Source organism: Halorussus vallis (assembly GCF_024138165.1).
GTDB classification, from domain to species: Archaea; Halobacteriota; Halobacteria; order Halobacteriales; family Haladaptataceae; genus Halorussus; species Halorussus vallis.
Window position 1 is genome coordinate 2,085,341 of the sequence record NZ_CP100000.1, and the last position, 18,134, is coordinate 2,103,474.

The following is an 18,134-nucleotide window of genomic DNA, read 5'->3' on the forward strand; positions in this document are numbered from 1 at the left end:
GTTTTCAATCTGGCGGGGAGACTCGCCAGATGACAGCCAATGCCAAAGTGTGACCACTGCGGCGCGCACGTGTCCGAACGATTCGCCCGAGTGTTCGCCGACGAACACGGTCGGGTTCGAGCCTGCATCTCGTGTTCGGCGAACGCCGGAATCGCCGAAGTCGCGCGTCAGCGTGCCAGAGAGGCCAACGCATAGCACACTGAATGGGCGGAACCCAAGAGCTAATAACCACCACGCGAAGCCTGTCAGGCGTGTCGGTCCACTGGATCTACGTCATCGAATGCGCCGACGGCAGTTTTTATACGGGCTACACCACCGACGTCGAGCGCCGCGTCCAGGAACACGACCGCGGCGACGGGGCGAAGTACACCAGGGGACGCACGCCGGTCGAACTCGTCCACGCGGAGCGATTCGAGTCGAAGTCGGCCGCGATGTCCCGCGAGTACGAGATAAAACAGCTGACCCGCCGCGAGAAGGAGCGACTGGTCGAATCCGCCGACGGCGCGCCGTAATTCCGATGTGAGTGTGCTCCGCGGCGGGTCGAGTGCCACGGCGAGCGGCCGCCGCCACCCGCGGGACGGTTCAGTCGTCGGCGTCGGCGGTCTGCTGGTCCTCGTCCACGCCGGCGTCGGGTGCGGTCACGTCGGGGTGGATGAAGGCGTACTCGACGGCCTGCTCGCCGAGCGTTCGGACGCGCTCTTCGATGTCCTCGTCGACGAACTCGCCGCCCTCGATTTTGTTCCGGGCGCTCCGGATGCCGACCTGGTGGGGCAGGACCCAGGCGTGGACCCCGCGGGCGGTCACGCGCATGTGGTCGAGCGTGCTGGCGAACGACCCGCCGCCGGCGGTCGCCAGCAGGCCGACGGTGGTGTCCTCGTACTCGTCGAAACCGCAGTAGTCGTGGACGTTCCGGAACGCCGCGGAGTACGACCCGTGGTAGACGGGACTCCCCCAGAGGACGGCGTCGGCCTCGCGAATCTGTCGCTTGATTCGCGTCGCGTCCTCGGGTTCGGGTTCGTCGGGGTCGAAGACCGGGAGGTCGTATTCGCGCACGTCGAGGAGTTCGGTTTCGGCGCCGCGCTCCTCGGCGGCGTCGAGGGCGTGCCGCAGGGCGACGCGGGTGTAGGAGCCGTCGCGCATGCTTCCCGCGAGCGCGACGACTTTCGGATTTGCGTTCATCTTGTGTAGATTGTAGGGGCCGAGGTCGAAAACACTTTGCGGAAATCGACTTTTGTAAGGAATTCTATACCTGGGTTTCGCTCGAAGAAACCCGTACTCACCGCCCGTTTGGACTGTTTTACCGACCTCCCGGCGCGCACAGTCGGCCCCGCACGGGGCCGACATCCTCGCGCGAGGTCTGCGCGAGCGAAGCGAGTGCAGGCTCGTCAGAGCTTCGCTCTGACGGTGTCTTCGTGAACGGAGTGAGCGAATCGGTTGGGGAGGCACGTGGCTTGCAGTTGCGGTGCGGATACTCACAGTCATCGTGCAAGTAGCAGTCTGCAGTGCGGTCGCGGTCCCGTCGCCGTTACGGTTTCCGCAGAGTCGTCCAAGGGCAATCACCGTCGATGGAAGTGCCGTCAAGAGAAGGAACTGCCGTCAAAGGAAGCGAAAACCGCAGATCGCCGACGGAGGTTGAACGCCGAAAGGACCGTCACCGTTCAGCGAACACCCGACAGAGAAAAAAGGAGGGCCGACGACGGTGTGCGTATGGAGACGCCGATTTCGTTCGGGACCGACGGCTGGCGAGCGACGTTGGACGAGTTCACCGCGCCCCGAGTCCGGATGGTCGGCCAGGCGGTGGCCGACTACCTCCGGGAGGTCGAAGAGCGCGAGGAGGGAACCGTCGCGGTCGGCTACGACGCCCGCGAAACCTCGCGCGGGTTCGCCGAGGAACTGTGTCGAGTCCTGGCGGCCAACGGCTTCGACGCGCTGATTCCGCCGCGGGACTGCCCGACCCCGCTGGCGGTCTGGACCATCGCCGACCGCGACCTCGCGGGCGCGCTGGTCGTCTCCGCGAGCCACAACCCGCCGAACTACAACGGCGTGAAGTTCTTCCCCCACGACGCCGCGCCCGCCCTGCCCGAGGTTACCGACGAGATCATGGCCCGCATCGCCGACCCCGACCCGCTTCCCGAGGATGAACACGGCACCGTCGAGGAGGTCGACTTCCTCGAACCCTACGCCGAACACGCCTTCGACCTCGTGGACGCCGACCTCGACGGCCTCGAAGTCGTCTACGACGCCATCCACGGCTCCGGGCGGGGCTTCACCGACGAACTCCTGGAGCGGGCGGGCGCGACCGTCCACCGGCGGCGCTGCGAGCAGGACGCCGAGTTCGGCGGGACCAACCCCGAACCGAGCGCGGAGAACCTTCAGGGCCTCGTCGAGGAGGTACGCGAGCGCGACGCAGACCTCGGCATCGCCAACGACGGCGACGCCGACCGAATCGCGGTCGTGACCCCCAAGCGGGGCTTCCTCGACGAGAACCTCTTCTTCGCGGCGGTGTACGACTACCTGCTCGAAGACGACTCGGGGCCGGCGGTCCGGACCGTCTCGACAACCTTCCTCGTCGACCGGGTCGCCGAGGCCCACGGCGAGGAGGTCTACGAAACCGCGGTCGGCTACAAGTGGGTCGCTCGGGAGATGGGCGAGCGCGACGCGCTCGTCGGCGGCGAGGAGTCCGGCGGCTTCTCGATTCGGGGCCACAATCGCGAGAAGGACGGCGTGCTGATGGCGCTGGTCGCCGGGGCCGCCGAGAGCGAGCGGTCGTTCGACGACCGGGTCGACGGCCTGCTCGCGGAGTTCGGCGAGATTCACCAGAACAAGATCAGCGTCGACTGCCCCGACGACGGGAAGGCCCGGGTGTTGGAGGACCTCGAATCCGAACTGCCCGACGAAGTGGCGGGTGAGCGCGTCGAGGACGTCAACACCACCGACGGGTTCAAGATCCTGCTCGAAGACGGCTCTTGGCTCCTCGTGCGACCGAGCGGCACCGAACCGAAGATGCGCGTCTACGCCGAGGCCGACAGCGAGGACCGCGTCGAAGCCCTGCTCGACGCGGGCCGCGACTTGGTCGAACCGCTGGTCTAGTCGGCCGAGCCCTCGCTTCCGAAGTCGAGCATCCCCCGCGGGTTCGCGTAGTAGAGGTACGCCAGCGCGAGACCGAGGAGCACCGCGAGCGTCCCGAGCAGGTCGCCCACCCCCACCGCGAAGCCGTCGGCGAAGGTCACGTACGCCATCACGACCGCGAACGCCGTCCAGATCACCGCGAGCCGTCTGCGTCTCGTCTCGTCCATGGTCGAGGTTGGGGCATCGGCGAAATGAGTGTTCCCACTCGGAGACGGTCGGAGCGGTGCGACTGCATCCCACACCCGGACAAGCGTTTTCCCAGCGCCAACCGTCGGCCGGGGTGTGACCGACGCAGACGACCCGCGTCCGCGCACGGAGACGTACAACGGCGTCGCGGTGCCGACCACCGACCCCGAAGAGGGGCGGGACTACTTCCCGGAGTTCGAAGACGGCACGAGCGGGGCGCTCCGCCGCCGAGTCGGGCGGGGCGACGACGTGGTCGTGGTCGGCGGCGGACGGGGAATCACCACGGTCGTGGCCGCGCGGACGACCGGGTTCGAGGGGTCGGTGACGACCTTCGAGGCGAACGGGGAGATGCTGACGACGCTCGAACGCACGGTCCGCGTCAATCGGGTCGCCGACCGCGTGACGCTCGAACACGCCGCGGTGGGTCCGGTCAGCGAGGACTCCGAGTCGGTGTTCGGTCCGCCGGACGGCGACCGGCGCGACCCCGGCGCGATTCCGGACTGCGACGTCCTCGAACTCGACTGCGAGGGGAGCGAACTCGCGGTGCTAGACGGCCTCGAAGTCCGTCCGCGCGTCGTCGTCGTGGAAACCCACGAACCGCTCGGCGTGCCCGCAGACGAGGTCGCCGAGGTGCTCGCAGACCTCGGCTACCGCGTCGCGAATCGCGTTCCAGCCTGACTGGACGACGAACTCGAAGTGCTGACCGCGGTCCGGGCCGACCGGTAGCGGTCACTCGGCATCGCGCGTCCCGCGGAGGCGGTCGGACTCGCCGTCGAGTTCGAGCACGTCGAAGTTCAGCGACTCGTAGAAAGGAGCCACGCGGGGGTCGAACTCGGCGACGAGGCGGCCCTCGCGCGCGAGGGCCGCCTCGACGAGCGCGGTGCCGATTCCCCGGGCGCGCCGAGCGCGACGGACGGCCACGGCGTCCACGCGCGCGCCGTCGGACTCGGCCTCGTTCTCGGCCACGGCATTCTCGGCGTTCTCGATTCCATTCGCGTGCGCGCCGCGTTCGCGCGGCGCGCACGCGAGCGGGACCAGTACCAGCGCGCCCAGAACCGACCCCGACTCGGCGGCGTCCACGTCTCCCGGTTCCGTCGCGACGAGCACGTCGCCCGACTCGATGCGGTGGGCGAGGTCCTCGCGCACGTCCAGCATCGCGGCGTCGAGAACCCGGCGCACGTCGAGTCGGTCGTCGGGCGTCGCCTCGCGAACCTCAGCGTGCATCGCGCAGTCGGTCCGACGGACGTCGCTCGAACAGTCGGTCGACCATCGCCAGCACCTCGTCGACCTCGGGGCGGTCGTCCGGTCCGTCGCCGCGGTGGACGGCCCAGACGTCGAGTTCGCCGCGGGCGTCGAGAATCGCCGCCGCGGGAAGCCTGCCCAGCAGGTCGTGGAGGCCGCCGAGTTTCCCCCACCGGGTCGGCTGGCCGTAGTGTTCGCCGACGGTCTTGTCCTCGTCGGCGACCAGGCCGAACGGGAGGTGGTACTTCTTCTGCCACTTCTCGGCGCGCTCGCAGGGTTCGGGCAGGACCGCCACCGCCGCGGCGTCGCGGTCCCGGAACTCGCCGTAGCGGTCGGCAACGTCCTCGACCTGCGCGCGACAGCTCTTCGAGCGGTAGTCGCGCAGGAGAAACAAGACGACGGCGTCGTTCCGCGGGTCGGCGGCCAGGTCCGAGAGCGCGAGGGGGTCGGCCCCGGTGCCGGCGTTCGGCAGTTCGAAGTCGATTTCCGAGACGCCCAGCCGCCAGTCGCCGGTCCAGATGTCCGAGTCCGACCGCTCGTCGTCCTCGGAGTCGGTCGCGCCCGCCGGGCTGGCGCTCCGACTCTCGCTCCCGCCCTTGATGAGGCGAAGCACCTTCACGTGGTCGACCTCGACCGTCCGGTCCTCGGGGACCGGACGCCCGTCGACCAGCACCGAAACCTCGTGGGGACTCAACTCGACCTCGGCCAGCAGGTCGGCGTAGGTCGGCTCCTCGGAGTCCGGAACTTCGAGGTCGTGGCTCCCCTCGCCGACGACCTCGACGATGACGTGCATACGAGACGTGTCGACCGCGCGGGGCCTAAGGGTGTCGCTCCCGCCGGCGACCGGACGCGACGGCGGCGACGGGGCCGGCCCTATCCGGGCGACGATAGCTACAGCGTCGTGTCCGAACCGTCCCGAGTCTCCGCGCCCACTTCACCCCGCGGCGCCCGGCGACCCCGATACCGTGTGCGCGCGGCGCGCGCCAGGGCGCCGAAGCCGAGCAGGAGGACGAGGAACTGGACGAAAGCGCCGAGTATCGGAATCAGGCCGACGAGCGAAACCGCCGCGACCCCCAGCACGAGCGCGACCCACTTGCTCTCGCCGTCGGCCAGCGAGAGGCCCCAGACGCCGACCGCGTACATGCCGTAGACGGCCGCCACCCAGAGCGTGAGCGCGTAGACGATGGCTCCCGCCAGCGACAGCGGGATGCCGACGATGGTGATGGCGAGCAACACGAGCAGTATCGGCACCGCGACGAACGCGAGCAGGCCGACGCCGGCCGACCGGAGCGGGTCGTCGGTCGCGCGGGTCGCGACGTCGGCGGAGAACCGCGGCAGGACGACCAGCAGCGCCGCTCCGAGCAGGAGGTTCGTGACCAGTCCGAAGAGCACGCCCGTCCCGGTGGGCGTCGGCGGAGTCGGACCGGGTGCGGGTCCGCCGTCGTCGAAGAGGCTCTGGTCCTCGCGGACCGCGCCGGAAATCCGTGCCCCGGGCGCCCGGTCGAACGTCTCGACGTCGTAGATTACGTCGCCGTTCACGACGGCCGACGGGCCGATGCGGAACTGCTCACCGGCGACGCGCACGTCGCCCCGGACGGTGCCGTCGAGTTGGGCGTACCCCGCGGAGGCCGACAGCGACCCGCCGACGGTCCCCGACTCGCCGACCACGATGTTGCCGGTCCCGGCCTCGACGTCGCCGGTGACGTTGCCCTCGATTCGGACGTTGCCCGCGGCGGTTTCGACGTTCCCCCGGACTGTGGCGGTGTCGGCGACGAGGACGTTCCCCGCGAACGCGGTGAGGTCGCCTTCGACGGTGCCCCGAATCACGACCGTCCCGCCGACGGCGGTGAGGTCCTCGCTCACCGTCTCGTTCTGCCCGACCACGACCGACCCGCCGGTCCGGGTTTCGGCCGCGACGGGTGCGGGGACGGCCGCGAGCAACAGGAACGCGGCGAGGGCGACCGCGAGTACGGACTTCCGTCTCATGCCGCCGACATCGGCCGCCCGACGGATAATAATTGAGACGTTTACGGCGGCCCTCGGCGTTAAGCACTCCGTACCGCCCGAGAACCCGCGTTACCGGATATCGTCCTGCGTTACCGGACCTCGTCCGCTCGCGCGGTACGCCCCGATGCCTCTCCGGACCCCCGGGCGACGCTCGTTCCGCCGCCCGCGGGAGTCGACTCTCGCGGGCTTTAAGACCGGCAGGTTCCTCGTGTCTCACATGAGCGACGCCGAGAGCGAGGCCGACGGCGAGGCCGCCCCCGAGGGGACGCCCGGACGCGGCGACATCTGGGTCGAGAAGTATCGCCCCCAGACGTTGGACGACGTGGCGGGCCACGAGGACATCGTCTCCCGACTGAAGCGGTACGTCGAGCGCAACGACCTGCCGAACCTGCTGTTCTCCGGACCGGCGGGCGTGGGCAAGACGACGTCGGCGGTGGCAATCGCCAAGCAACTGTACGGCGACGACTGGGAGCAGAACTTCCTCGAACTCAACGCCTCCGACGAGCGCGGCATCGACGTCGTCCGGGATCGCATCAAGAACTTCGCCCGGTCGTCGTTCGGGGGGTACGACTACCGCATCATCTTCCTGGACGAGGCCGACTCGCTGACCTCCGACGCCCAGTCGGCGCTCCGCCGGACGATGGAGCAGTTCTCGAACAACACCCGGTTCGTGCTCTCGTGCAACTACTCCAGCAAGATCATCGACCCCATCCAGTCGCGGTGCGCGACGTTCCGGTTCGGCCCGCTCTCGGAGGAGGCGGTCACCGAGCAGGTGCTGAAGGTCGCGGCCGAAGAGGGCATCGAGACGACCGAGGACGGCGTCGACGCGCTGGTCTACGCCGCCGACGGCGACATGCGCAAGGCCATCAACGCGCTCCAGGCAGCGGCCGTGATGGGCGAGGTCGTCGACGAGGAAGCCGTCTTCACCATCACCTCCACGGCGCGCCCGGAGGAGATCGAAGAGATGGTCCGCCACGCGCTGGCGGGCGACTTCAGCAAGGCCCGCTCGGTCCTCGACGACCTGCTGACCAACAAGGGGATGGCGGGCGGCGACATCATCGACCAGCTCCACCGGTCGGTCTGGGACTTCGACCTGGACGACGCCGACGCGGTCCGACTGATGGACAAGATCGGCGAGGTCGACTACCGCATTACCGAGGGCGCCAACGAGAAGGTCCAGTTGGAGGCGCTGCTGGCGTCGCTGTCGCTCGAACACGCCGAGTAAGCCGGCCGGTGCGTTCGCGCCGGAAACGAATCCCGGCGCCTAACCGCGTTAGCGGGAGTCTGACCCGCGGCAATCGACCGTTTCGTCGGTTGCATCGGCGGAGTGAACCGTTCGCACGTCCCACTCGCCGCCGCGTCGACACCGTCGATACCGCCTGAAGTGGCGTCTCGGGCCGAAACGCCCGGATAATCGATGAAAACGGTCGGGAACGGCCGCCTCGCTTATGAGGCCGTCCGTCCTACGACGGAAGGAGAGAACCATGGGACGCTATCCGCGACAGGCGAGGGACGCACGGCTGAAGTGCATCGAGTGTAACGCGCCCGTCGTCGAAACCGTCGAGGGGAACTACGCCTGCGTGAAGTGCGGGGGCGAACCGCTGACCGCGCGGTCCCGGACGACCGACGGGTCGGAAGGACAGACCGCGTCGGCCGCCGACGACTGATTCGGCCGCCGACGACCGCTCGGACCCCGGCCGACTCCGCGGAACCCGACCGCTCGCATCGAATACGACCGACGTGAGGCGCGGCCGCCGGGGGTGCCGCGTCCGCGACGGAGGCCAGAACTTTTGTCAGTCGTTCGCGAATCGAGAGGCATGAGCGACCGCCCTCCGGTTGTCGACGGCGAGCGAGCGACGGATTCCGGCACCGGGGCCGCCATCCGGTCGGAGTCGCTGACCAAGCGGTACGGCGACGTGACCGCGGTCGACGGCCTCTCGTTCTCGGTCGCCCGCGGGGAGGTGTTCGGCTTCCTCGGGCCGAACGGCGCGGGCAAGACCACCACGATGCGGATGCTGACGACGCTGACCAAGCCGACCGAGGGCGAGGCGTGGGTGCGGGGCAACCCCGTCACCGACCGCGACGCGGTGGTGCCCCACCTGGGCTACCTGTCCGAGGAACCGCCCGTCCACGAGGAACTGACCGGCCGCGAGCAACTGGAGTACGTCGCCGGCCTCCGGGACCTCGGCCCCGAAGTGACTGAGCGAATTGAGGACCTCCTCGTCCGATTCGACCTGGCCGACGACGCCGACGACCGCATCTCGACGTACTCGAAGGGGATGAAACAGAAGACCGCCCTCATCCAGGCGGTGCTCCACGAACCGACCGTCCTCTTTCTGGACGAACCGACCTCGGGGCTGGACCCGCGGGCGGCCCGCACGGTCCGGGACCTCGTCGCGGAGTTCAGCGACGAGGGGATGACCGTCTTCCTCTCGACGCACATCCTCCCGGTAGTCGAGGAACTGGCCGACACCGTGGGCGTGTTGAACGACGGCCGCCTCGTCGCCGAGGGCTCACCCGCGGAGCTGACCCACCGTGCCGAGTCGGGCGAGGAGAGCACGCTCGAAGAGGTGTTCCTCGACGTGACCAGCGAGGACCCCTCGGAGTCGCGGGACGGGTTCTCGGAGCGGGCGCGACGATGAAGCGGCCGAACCTGACCCACGCCGCGGCCATCGCCCGGGTCGAGTTCGTCCGGAACCTGCGAGAGATCCGGAGCAGTTCGACCAAACTGCTCGCGTTCGGGTTCGCGCTGGTGTTCTGGGTCGGCCTGCCGACCGTCGGCGGGGGGTACCTCGCCTACCGACTCGGCGCGTCGCTCCCGGAGACCCAGTTCCCGGTCCTCGACCTCGTGCGGGGCGCGACCGCCGTCGGGTGGGTCGGCGGCGCGGCCCTGGCGGCCGCCAGGGCCGCGGGCAAGCGGGGTGAACTCGACGCCGAGGCGGGCATCTTGACGACCGTCCCGGCCCGAGACGCCGCGCTCGGCCTCGAGCTCGCGGAGTACCTCCGGATGGGTGTCGTCGCCGCGATTCCGGTCGCGGCGGTGTCGGTCGCGCTCGCGGTCGGGTCCGGGTCGGTCGCGCCGCTGGTCGCGGTGCCCGCGACCGTCGCGGCGCTGCTGGCGGTCGCGCTCTCGCTGGGCTTTCCCCTCGGCATCGGCATCAAGTGGGTGACGCTCCGGACGCCGTGGCTGGCCCGGAACAAGACGGTGCTGGTCTTCCTGGCGTTCGGACTCTACTTCCTCGCGGTGATGTCCGAGGCGCTCAACGACGCGGTCGCGACCCTCCAGCAGTTGCTCCGGGACACGCCGCTGGCGTGGTTCGGCGACGCCGGCCTGCTCGGACTGCCGGGCCTCGCGGCGAATCCGGTCCACGCGCTCGGCGCGGCCGCCATGGCGGCCGCGCTGGTGCCGACGCTGGCGGCCGTCGGCGTCTGGGCGGCGACGACGCTCTGGTACGCCGACCGGGCGCAGGCCGAGACGAAAGAAGAGAGGGAGGGCGTCGAATCGCGCGAAGGACGGCGGGGGTCCCGGACCGCCTCGCCCTCGCGCGCGACGCGCTCGACTCGCGCGAACGCCGGGAGCGCGGGGTACGCTTCGAGCGCCGGCCTGGTCGAGCGCGCGCTCTCGAAGGCGGTAGGCCGGCCGACCCGGACCGTGACGCTCGCGGCCTGGCGGCGCATCCGGCGTGCGCCCATCAAGATACTCTACGTCTCCTACCCGCTGTTCTTCCTCTACGCGCCGCTCCGGGCCGCCTTCGAGTCGGGCGTGCCGTCGTCGCTCCCGGTGCTGGTCGCGCTCTACGGAACGTGGGCGGTCGGCGCGACGGTGCTGAACCCGCTGGGCGACGAGGGCGCGGTCCTTCCGACGACGCTCCTGTCGGGCGTCGAGGGCCGGGAGTTCGTCGCCGGGCACGTGCTGTCGGCGGCGCTGGTCGGCGTGCCGGTCGTCGCCGGGGCGACCGCGCTGACCGGCGCGGCCAGTCCGCTCGCGCCGGCGCGGTGGCTCGCGCTCACGGCACTCAGCGCCCTCCTGGTCGTCGCCGGGTCGGTGCTGGCGGTCGGCGTCGGCGCGCTGTTCCCGCGGTTCGACAGCGTCGAGGTGTTCCGGAGTCGCGAGGTGCCGATGCCGAGCAAGGGCGCGTTCGCCGTCTACTCGCTCTCGCTGCTGGGCGGGACGGCGGGCGCGGTCGTCGCCGCGATTCCGGCGTTCGCGGCGCTCCTCGAGGGAGTACTCGGGATAAACGTCGGCGTCGTCCGCGCGCTCGGCGCCGGGTTGGCGGTCCTGGTCGGCGCGGTCGGACCGGTCGCGGCGTACCGCTACGCGACGCGGACGTTCGAGGACTTCGCGTTCGACTGAGTCGTTCGGGTTCGTTCAGTCGAGGGGCCGGACGCGAATCGTGCCGGCGCTCTCGACGACGACGCGACAGTCGGCGTACTCGAACCCGACGCGGCCGCCGCCCCGGGAAGTCCCGTCGTGTTTCGGCCGGAACAGTCGGTCCAGACCGTCGGGGTGGACGGCCTCGTGGAGCAGGTCGAGGTCGGTGGTCCCGACGCCTCTGTACTCGGCGACGGCGTCGACGACCGCCTGGGACGCCGGCCGGGTCCGCGGGTCGAACTCCGTCGCGTACGTCTCGTCGTCGCTGAATTCGTCGGGGGCGTAGCTATCGAACATGGGGTGGAGATGGTTTCTCGGATGCGCTCGCTGTGTCGTCCGGTCGGCCGACCCGCCGCGGGTCGGCCGACCGCCGTGAGACGCGAATTGCGCCCCGTGACTCGGATAGTCACAACACGTTCGGAAATAGCTGACGGCATCGCCGAAAACCCAGGGTAAACCATCGGGAACGTTTGCCGACGGAGGCAACCCGTCGACCGGGCCCCAACCCTCGTTGCGGAACTGTTTTACCCGTTCGTTGGCGAATTACGAACAATATGAGTGAACTCGAAGAGGAGTACCGCCTCGATTATTTCGAGGAGAACGACTTCGTTCGCAAGGAGTGCTCCGAGTGCGGCGACCACTTCTGGACGCGCGACCACGACAGGGAAACCTGCGGGGAACCGCCCTGCGAGACGTATCAGTTCATCGACGACCCCGGCTTCGACGAGGAGTACACGCTCGAAGAGATGCGCGAGGCGTTCCTCTCGTTCTTCGAGGAGCACGGCCACGAGCGCATCGACCCCTACCCGGTCGCCGCCAACCGCTGGCGCGACGACGTCCTGCTCACCCAGGCGTCCATCTACGACTTCCAGCCGCTGGTCACCTCAGGGGAGACGCCGCCGCCGGCCAACCCGTTGACCATCAGCCAGCCCTGCATCCGGATGCAGGACATCGACAACGTGGGCAAGACCGGACGCCACACGATGGCCTTCGAGATGATGGCCCACCACGCGTTCAACGCCCGCGAGGAGGTCGGCGACGAGTACGCCTACTCCGGCGAGGTCTACTGGAAGGACGAGACGGTCCAGTACTGCGACGAGTTCTTCGAGTCGATGGGGGCCGACGTCGAGGAGATAACCTACATCGAGGACCCGTGGGTGGGCGGCGGCAACGCCGGCCCCGCTATCGAGGTCATCTACAAGGGCGCCGAACTCGCCACGCTGGTCTTCATGTCGATGGAGCAGGACCCCGACGGCGAGTACGAACTCAAGGACGGCAACCGCTACTCGCCGATGGACACCTACATCGTCGACACCGGCTACGGCCTCGAACGCTGGACGTGGATGTCCCAGGGGACTCCGACCGTCTACGAGGCCGTCTACCCCGACATGATCGCCTTCCTCAAGGACAACGCGGGCGTCGAGCACACCGACGAGGAGGAGAAACTCGTCCACCGCGCCTCGAAGTTGGCGGGTCACATGGACATCGACGAGGCCGAGGACATGGAGGCCGCCCGCGACAACATCGCCGACCAGTTGGGGGTCTCGACCTCGCGGCTGGAGAATCTGCTCGAACCCCTCGAAGACATCTACGCCATCGCCGACCACTGTCGCACCCTCGCGTACATGCTCGGCGACGGCATCGTCCCGAGCAACGTCGGGACGGGCTACCTCGCCCGGATGGTGCTCCGGCGGACCAAGCGCCTCTGCGACAACGTCGGCGTCGACGCGCCCCTCGACGAACTCGTCGACATGCAGGCCGACCGACTCGGATACAAGAACCGCGACACCATCCGGGACATCGTCCGGACCGAGGTCGAGAAGTACCGCGAGACGCTCGAACAGGGCGGTCGACGGGTCCGACGCCTCGCCAGGGAGCACGCCGAGGAGGGCACCAAGATTCCGACCGACGAACTGGTCGAACTGTACGATTCCCACGGCATCCAACCCGACATGGTCGAGGAGATCGCCGACGAGTTCGGCGCCGATGTCGACGTGCCCGACGACTTCTACAGCGTCGTCGCCGCCCGCCACGACTCCGGCCAGGCCTTCGAGGAGCAGGAGGAGGAGGACGACCGCCTCGCCGACCTCCCGAAGACCGAGCGCCAGTACTACGAGGACCAGTTGGGCACCGACTTCGAGGCCGTCATCCTCGACGTCTTCGAGCGCGAGGACGAGGACGGCGAGGAGGTCTACGACGTGGTGCTCAACCAGACGATGTTCTACCCCGAGGGCGGTGGCCAGCCCTCCGACCGGGGCACCCTGACCAGCGACGACGCCAGCGTGCAGGTCGAGGACGTCCAGATCCACGACGGCGTCATCCTCCACCGCACCGACGGCGAACTCGACAAGGGCGACATCGTCCGCGGGCAGATAGACGCCCAGCGCCGCCGTCGGCTGATGCGCCACCACACCGCGACCCACATCGTCATCCACGCCGCCCGGCAGGTGCTGGGCGAGCACGTCCGGCAGGCCGGCGCCCAGAAGGGCACCGACAGTTCGCGCATCGACGTGCGCCACTACGAGCGCATCGACGACGAAACCCGCCGGGAGATAGAGCTGGTCGCCAACGAGATAGTGATGGAGAACACCTCGGTCCAGCAGGAGTGGCCCAACCGTCACGAGGCCGAGGAGGAGTACGGCTTCGACCTCTACCAGGGCGGCATCCCCGCCGGGATGAACATCCGGCTCATCCACGTCGCCGAGGACGTCCAGGCCTGCGGTGGGACCCACGTCCGGCGGACCGGCGACGTCGGCACCATCAAGATCCTGAACACCGAGCGCGTCCAGGACGGCGTCGAGCGCATCACCTTCGCCGCCGGCGACGCGGCCATCGAGGCGACCCAGCGCACCGAGGCCTCCCTCGCGGAAGCGGCCGAGATTCTGGACGTCTCGCCCGAGGAAGTCCCCGAGACCGCCGAACGGTTCTTCGAGGAGTGGAAGGCCCGCGGCAAGCAGATAGAGGACCTCAAAGAACAGCTCGCCGAGGCCCGCGCCAGCGGGTCGGCCGGCGGCGAGGAGGTCGAACTCGACGGCACCACCGCGGTCGTCCAGCGAATCGACGCCGACATGGACGAACTCCGGGCGACCGCCAACGCGCTCGTCGAGGAGGGGAAGGTCGCCGTGCTCGGCAGCGGGGCCGACGGCGCGACGTTCGTCGTCGCCGTCCCCGACGGCGTCGGCGTCAACGCCGGCGAGGTCGTCGGCGACCTCGCCGCGAAGGTCGGCGGCGGGGGCGGCGGCCCGCCGGACTTCGCGCAGGGCGGCGGTCCGGACGCCGGCAAACTGGACGAGGCGCTCGAAGACGCGCCGAACGTGCTGAAGCAGGTCCAGAACGCGTAATCCCGGAGCCGACCGGCGACCCGTTTTTCTGCCCGCGGTCCGAACCCCCGGAGAGCCACGCCCGCCGCCGTCCGGCGGGTCGCGGTCGCCGAGTGGTCGTTCGAACTCGAAGTCACCGCGGCCCGAGCGGGCGGCGGCTTCGACTCCGCGGAAGACCGTCGGTGACGCGACCCGAACCGCCCTTCGTTCTTTCGGGTGTTCGGCGGAGTTATCGAGGGTCGTATGGCGTCGTGCGTAGAAGACGTGCGGTTTATCACTTCTCGGCCGAATCACTCCCGGATGAGCGAGGTCGCACCGAATCACGAGCGGGCGCTCGACGCGCTCGCCGACCGCGTCGCCGTGCTCGACGCGTCGGGGACCATCCTCCACACCAACCGGGCGTGGGACGAGTTCGCGGCCGAGAACGGCGTCGGGACGTCGGCGAGCGCGGGGGTGAACTACCTCGAGGCCATCGACGACGGCGACGAGTTCGCCAGCGCGGCCAGGGCGGGAATCGAGGCGGTGCTCGCCGGCGAGCGCGAGTCGTTCACCCTGGAGTACCCGTGTCACGGTCCCGACCGAAAGCGATGGTTCCAGCTCCGCACGAGTCGGTTCGAGACCGACGGCGAAGCGCGGGCGGTCGCCAGCCACACCGACGTGACCGAGAGCCGCCTCGCCGGCGACGAACTTCACAAGAGCGAGCGGGCGCTGCGCGCGCTCTACGACGTCACCACCGATAGAGACGCCGACTTCGAGACGAAACTCGAACGCATCATCGAACTCGGCTGCGAGCGGGTGGGCCTACCGCTCGGCTTCCTGACGTACATCGACGCCGAGAACGGCCGCCAGGACGTCGTGTCGGCCCGCGGCGACCACGAACTCCTCCAGGAGGGCGCGAGCGAGGACCTCTCCCGGGCGTACTGCCGGAAGACCATCGAGTCGGACGGACTGCTGGGGGTCAGGGACGCCCCCGCCGAGGGGTGGACCGACGACCCCGCCTACGAGCGGTTCGAACTGGCCTGCTATCTGGGCGGGAAGGTGACCGTCGACGGCGACCTCTACGGGACGCTCTGTTTCGCCGACACCGACCCCCGCGACCGCACGTTCACCCCCTCCGAACGCGCGTTCGTCGAGATTCTGACCCAGTGGGTGAGCTACGAACTGGAGCGCCGCGAGCGGAGACGCGCGCTCGCCGAGAGCGAACAGCGGTTCCGGGCGGTGTTCGAGGAGGCGTTCGACGCCATGCTCGTCGCCGACGACGACGGCGAGTACGTGGAGGTGAACGCCGCCGCCTGCGACCTGTTCGGCCTGGGGCGCGAGGATTTGCTGGGTCGGACCATCGCGGAGTTCGCCGACGACGGCTACGACTTCGAGGCGGCCTGGGAGAGCTTCGACCACGAGGGCGGTCTGAAAGGGACGTTCCCGCTCGTGCGACCGAACGGCACGGAGCGAATCGTCGAGTACGTCGCCACGTTCGACTTCCTGCCGGGTCGACACCTCTCGGTCGTCCGCGACGTCACAGAGCGCAAGCGGGCCGAGCGGGAGGCCGAGCGCAACGCCGCGCAGACGCGGCGCGAACGCGAGCGACTCGAACACGTCCTCGACCGAATCGGCGGCCTGTTCCGGGACGTGGTGGAGGTGCTCGTCCAGGGGAGGACCCGCGAGGAGGTAGAGCGGGGCGTCTGCGAGCGCCTGGCCGACGCCGACCCCTACCGGTTCGCCTGGGTCGGCGCGACCGACCTCCGGCGCGAAACCGTGACGGCGCGGCGGTGGGCCGGCGAGGGACCGGACGTCGAGGGGCTGGAACTCCGCCTCGACGGTGACGCGACCGACCCCTGCGTCGCCGCCATCGCGACCGGCGAGGTCCAGATAGCCGTCGACCCGGGCGACGCCGACCTCGCGCCCGCCCACGCGGCGGCGCTGGCCGACGCCGACGACGTCTCCTCGATGGTCGCGATTCCGCTCGCGTACAAGGACGCCGTCTACGGCGTGCTCGCGGTGTACGCCGACCAGGCCGACGCGTTCGACGCGCGCGAGCGGGTGGTCCTGGAGACGCTGGGGGTCGAGATAGCCAACGCCATCAACGCCATGGAGAGCGGGCGCATCCTGACCGCCAACCGGGTCGTCGAACTCGAGTTCGACGTCTACGACGACCTCCCGACCGGCGAAATCGCCGCGGCCGGCGACTGTCGGCTGTCGTACGTCGGGTCGACGTCCCGGACCGACGGGACGCTCCGACAGCTCTGGACCGCCGAGACGTCGAATCCGGAGGCGGTCGTCGCGACCGCCGAGGAACAGGACCGCGTCCGCACCGCGACCCGGGTGACCGAGCGCGACGGCGACCACCTCTTCGATGTCGTGGTCGAGGACTCGTTCATCGCGGAGATGGCCGACTACGGCGCGGTCACGCGGGCCGTCGACGCCGAGGACGGCCGGACGCGGGTCGAACTCGACCTGCCGAACGAGACGGCGGCGCGGTCGGTGTACGAGACGATGGGCGAGCGGTTCGAAACCATCGAACTCGTCGGCTTCCGCGAGAGCGAGCGGCCGACCCGGACCCGACAGGAGTTCGCGTCGACGGTCGCCGAGCGACTCACCGAACGCCAATCGGCCGCGCTCGAAACCGCGTACTTCGGCGGCTACTTCGAGTGGCCGCGGCCGATGTCCGGCGACAACCTGGCGGCGTCGATGGGCGTCACCCGCTCGACGGTCCACCAGCACCTCCGCGCGGCCGAGCGGAAGGTGTTCGAGGAACTGTTCGAGGACGGCGACCCCAACTAGTCGGGTACCGTATCTATCACCCCGTCGGAGAAATCCGGTGTGATGACGACCAACCCGAACGCCGCCGACCGACGAGCCGACATCGGCGACCGGAACCCCGTCGCGGTGTCCAGCACCGACGACGGCGGTGAGCGAAGCGACGGTGACGCGGCCGCGATGGAGGACGAACTCGAGGCCCAGGCCGAGTCGGTCAGAGACGACCTCGACGTCGCCGGCGACGTCGAGGACGAGAACCAGTTGGAGGTCAAGGAGTCGCTGCTCGAACTCTACGAGTCCTCGCAGGGTATCTCGTCCCGGACAACCGAAATCTCCGACCTCGCCCGCGAGCAGTCGACCGGGATGTCGCAGGTCGCCCAGGAGGTTTCGACGCTCTCGGCGGCCGTCGAGGAGATCGCGTCCTCGACCGAGCAGGTTTCCTCGGCGGGCAAGCAGGCCCGTCGCCGGGCCGACGAGGGACAGGACGCCGCCGAGGGGGCCCGCGAGACGATGGAGGCCATCCGGGAGGCCGCCGAGGGCGTGGCCGAGGACGTCCGCTCCATCCGCGAGAGCATCGCCGAGGTCGACGACATCGTCGCGGTCATCGACAACATCGCCGACCAGACCAACCTGCTCGCGCTCAACGCGTCCATCGAGGCCGCCCGCGCGGGCGACGCGGGCGCCGGCTTCGCGGTGGTCGCCGAGGAGATCAAGTCGCTGGCCGAGGAGTCCCAGACCCAGGCGAGCGAGATCGACGACGAGGTGTCGCGCATCCAGCGCGAAACCCGGACCGCGGTCGGGAGCCTGGAGGAGAGCAACGGCCGAATCGACGAGGGCATCGAGACAGTCGACGAGGCGGTCGGGAGCTTAGACGAGATCGCCGACGCGGTCCGGGAGGTCACCCAGGGCGTCGAGGAGGTCGCCACCGCGACCGACCAGCAGGCCGCCAGCACCGAGGAGGTCGCGAGCATGGTCGACCAGACCGCGGCCAACGCCGACCAGATCGCCGACCGGACCGACGACATCGCCGCGGAACTCGGCGAGCAGACCACCAGAATCGACCGGGTAAACGAGTCGGTCGACGAACTCGTCGACGAGGGCGGCCGAGGACGGTAACCGGT

Annotated in this window: 17 protein-coding genes and 1 pseudogene; 11 read left to right on the plus strand and 7 right to left on the minus strand. The window is 69.5% G+C overall.

Features of this window, described 5'->3' with window-relative positions:
* The first annotated feature begins 39 nt into the window (after positions 1–39).
* Entirely contained in the window at positions 40–195 is a 156-nt protein-coding gene (locus NGM07_RS25530; protein ID WP_438267709.1) for a DUF7563 family protein, read from the plus strand.
* A 56-nt stretch (positions 196–251) separates the two neighbouring features.
* A complete protein-coding gene (locus NGM07_RS10555) occupies positions 252–512 on the plus strand; it encodes a GIY-YIG nuclease family protein (RefSeq protein WP_368410203.1) in 261 nt (86 codons plus the stop codon).
* A gap of 70 nt (positions 513–582) precedes the next feature.
* Here NGM07_RS10555 and NGM07_RS10560 read toward each other — a convergent pair whose 3' ends face one another.
* On the minus strand, positions 583–1,179 hold the full coding sequence (locus NGM07_RS10560) for an NADPH-dependent FMN reductase (protein WP_253510972.1): 597 nt from the start codon (positions 1,177–1,179) through the stop codon (positions 583–585).
* 528 nt (positions 1,180–1,707) lie between these two features.
* Between NGM07_RS10560 and NGM07_RS10565 the strand changes: the two genes are divergently transcribed.
* Positions 1,708–3,090, plus strand: coding sequence for a phosphoglucomutase/phosphomannomutase family protein (locus tag NGM07_RS10565; RefSeq protein ID WP_253510974.1), 1,383 nt, complete (start codon positions 1,708–1,710; stop codon positions 3,088–3,090).
* Here NGM07_RS10565 and NGM07_RS10570 read toward each other — a convergent pair.
* Positions 3,087–3,296: a hypothetical protein gene (locus NGM07_RS10570; RefSeq protein WP_253510977.1), complete on the minus strand. Its 210-nt coding sequence runs from the start codon at positions 3,294–3,296 to the stop codon at positions 3,087–3,089. The genes NGM07_RS10565 and NGM07_RS10570 overlap by 4 nt on opposite strands.
* A gap of 115 nt (positions 3,297–3,411) precedes the next feature.
* Here NGM07_RS10570 and NGM07_RS10575 point away from each other — a divergent pair, with 115 nt between their 5' ends.
* A complete protein-coding gene (locus tag NGM07_RS10575) occupies positions 3,412–3,993 on the plus strand; it encodes an FkbM family methyltransferase (protein ID WP_253510980.1) in 582 nt (193 codons plus the stop codon).
* Positions 3,994–4,044: 51 nt separating this feature from the next.
* Here NGM07_RS10575 and NGM07_RS25460 read toward each other — a convergent pair whose 3' ends face one another.
* The 4 genes and pseudogenes from NGM07_RS25460 to NGM07_RS10595 all read right to left on the minus strand — a co-directional run bounded on the left by NGM07_RS25460 (position 4,045) and on the right by NGM07_RS10595 (position 6,543).
* Complete coding sequence (locus tag NGM07_RS25460) at positions 4,045–4,539, minus strand: GNAT family N-acetyltransferase (RefSeq protein WP_368410204.1); 495 nt, start codon at positions 4,537–4,539, stop codon at positions 4,045–4,047.
* Positions 4,529–5,170: a peroxiredoxin family protein gene (locus NGM07_RS10585; RefSeq protein ID WP_253520182.1), complete on the minus strand. Its 642-nt coding sequence runs from the start codon at positions 5,168–5,170 to the stop codon at positions 4,529–4,531. The genes NGM07_RS25460 and NGM07_RS10585 overlap by 11 nt, the downstream gene beginning before the upstream one ends.
* Positions 5,147–5,350, minus strand: a pseudogene (samp2, locus tag NGM07_RS10590) (ubiquitin-like small modifier protein SAMP2); the annotation flags it as partial. The gene NGM07_RS10585 and the pseudogene samp2, both read right to left, overlap by 24 nt.
* 98 nt (positions 5,351–5,448) lie before the next feature.
* Positions 5,449–6,543 carry a DUF8173 domain-containing protein gene (locus NGM07_RS10595; protein ID WP_253510983.1) on the minus strand — a complete coding sequence of 365 codons (1,095 nt, stop codon included), beginning with the start codon at positions 6,541–6,543 and terminating at the stop codon, positions 5,449–5,451.
* 238 nt (positions 6,544–6,781) lie between these two features.
* On the opposite strand from NGM07_RS10595, the gene NGM07_RS10600 reads away from it, so the two are divergent.
* The 4 genes from NGM07_RS10600 to NGM07_RS10615 all read left to right on the plus strand — a co-directional run bounded on the left by NGM07_RS10600 (position 6,782) and on the right by NGM07_RS10615 (position 10,918).
* On the plus strand, positions 6,782–7,789 hold the full coding sequence (locus NGM07_RS10600; RefSeq protein WP_253510986.1) for a replication factor C small subunit: 1,008 nt from the start codon (positions 6,782–6,784) through the stop codon (positions 7,787–7,789).
* A 259-nt stretch (positions 7,790–8,048) separates the two neighbouring features.
* Positions 8,049–8,231 carry a hypothetical protein gene (locus NGM07_RS10605; protein ID WP_253510989.1) on the plus strand — a complete coding sequence of 61 codons (183 nt, stop codon included), beginning with the start codon at positions 8,049–8,051 and terminating at the stop codon, positions 8,229–8,231.
* 150 nt (positions 8,232–8,381) lie between these two features.
* Complete coding sequence (locus NGM07_RS10610) at positions 8,382–9,206, plus strand: ABC transporter ATP-binding protein (RefSeq protein WP_253510992.1); 825 nt, start codon at positions 8,382–8,384, stop codon at positions 9,204–9,206.
* The gene (locus NGM07_RS10615; protein ID WP_253510995.1) at positions 9,203–10,918 is read left to right on the plus strand and encodes a hypothetical protein; all 1,716 of its coding nucleotides are present in this window, start codon (positions 9,203–9,205) and stop codon (positions 10,916–10,918) included. The genes NGM07_RS10610 and NGM07_RS10615 overlap by 4 nt, the downstream gene beginning before the upstream one ends.
* Before the next feature lie 15 nt (positions 10,919–10,933).
* On the opposite strand, the gene ddfA is transcribed toward NGM07_RS10615, so the two are convergent.
* Positions 10,934–11,233, minus strand: a complete 300-nt coding sequence (gene ddfA, locus NGM07_RS10620) for a DdfA family disk-determining factor (RefSeq protein ID WP_253510998.1) — start codon at positions 11,231–11,233, stop codon at positions 10,934–10,936.
* Positions 11,234–11,490: 257 nt separating this feature from the next.
* Between ddfA and alaS the strand changes: the two genes are divergently transcribed.
* The 3 genes from alaS (at position 11,491) to NGM07_RS10635 (ending at position 18,129) form a co-directional block, all read left to right on the plus strand.
* Positions 11,491–14,277: an alanine--tRNA ligase gene (alaS, locus tag NGM07_RS10625; protein ID WP_253511001.1), complete on the plus strand. Its 2,787-nt coding sequence runs from the start codon at positions 11,491–11,493 to the stop codon at positions 14,275–14,277.
* A 279-nt stretch (positions 14,278–14,556) separates the two neighbouring features.
* Positions 14,557–17,037, plus strand: a complete 2,481-nt coding sequence (locus NGM07_RS10630) for a bacterio-opsin activator domain-containing protein (protein WP_253511004.1) — start codon at positions 14,557–14,559, stop codon at positions 17,035–17,037.
* A 42-nt stretch (positions 17,038–17,079) separates the two neighbouring features.
* Positions 17,080–18,129, plus strand: a complete 1,050-nt coding sequence (locus NGM07_RS10635; protein ID WP_253511006.1) for a methyl-accepting chemotaxis protein — start codon at positions 17,080–17,082, stop codon at positions 18,127–18,129.
* Positions 18,130–18,134: the final 5 nt, after the last annotated feature.

What these genes read in the sequence shown, in the direction of transcription:
- NGM07_RS25530 (WP_438267709.1), top strand. Translation starts at nt 40, where the DNA reads ATGCCAAAGTGTGACCACTGCGGCGCGCACGTGTCCGAACGATTCGCC.
- NGM07_RS10560 (WP_253510972.1), bottom strand. Translation starts at nt 1,179, where the DNA reads ATGAACGCAAATCCGAAAGTCGTCGCGCTCGCGGGAAGCATGCGCGAC.
- NGM07_RS10565 (WP_253510974.1), top strand. Translation starts at nt 1,708, where the DNA reads ATGGAGACGCCGATTTCGTTCGGGACCGACGGCTGGCGAGCGACGTTG.
- NGM07_RS10570 (WP_253510977.1), bottom strand. Translation starts at nt 3,296, where the DNA reads ATGGACGAGACGAGACGCAGACGGCTCGCGGTGATCTGGACGGCGTTC.
- NGM07_RS25460 (WP_368410204.1), bottom strand. Translation starts at nt 4,539, where the DNA reads ATGCACGCTGAGGTTCGCGAGGCGACGCCCGACGACCGACTCGACGTG.
- NGM07_RS10595 (WP_253510983.1), bottom strand. Translation starts at nt 6,543, where the DNA reads ATGAGACGGAAGTCCGTACTCGCGGTCGCCCTCGCCGCGTTCCTGTTG.
- NGM07_RS10600 (WP_253510986.1), top strand. Translation starts at nt 6,782, where the DNA reads ATGAGCGACGCCGAGAGCGAGGCCGACGGCGAGGCCGCCCCCGAGGGG.
- NGM07_RS10605 (WP_253510989.1), top strand. Translation starts at nt 8,049, where the DNA reads ATGGGACGCTATCCGCGACAGGCGAGGGACGCACGGCTGAAGTGCATC.
- NGM07_RS10610 (WP_253510992.1), top strand. Translation starts at nt 8,382, where the DNA reads ATGAGCGACCGCCCTCCGGTTGTCGACGGCGAGCGAGCGACGGATTCC.
- NGM07_RS10615 (WP_253510995.1), top strand. Translation starts at nt 9,203, where the DNA reads ATGAAGCGGCCGAACCTGACCCACGCCGCGGCCATCGCCCGGGTCGAG.
- ddfA (WP_253510998.1), bottom strand. Translation starts at nt 11,233, where the DNA reads ATGTTCGATAGCTACGCCCCCGACGAATTCAGCGACGACGAGACGTAC.
- alaS (WP_253511001.1), top strand. Translation starts at nt 11,491, where the DNA reads ATGAGTGAACTCGAAGAGGAGTACCGCCTCGATTATTTCGAGGAGAAC.
- NGM07_RS10630 (WP_253511004.1), top strand. Translation starts at nt 14,557, where the DNA reads ATGAGCGAGGTCGCACCGAATCACGAGCGGGCGCTCGACGCGCTCGCC.
- NGM07_RS10635 (WP_253511006.1), top strand. Translation starts at nt 17,080, where the DNA reads ATGACGACCAACCCGAACGCCGCCGACCGACGAGCCGACATCGGCGAC.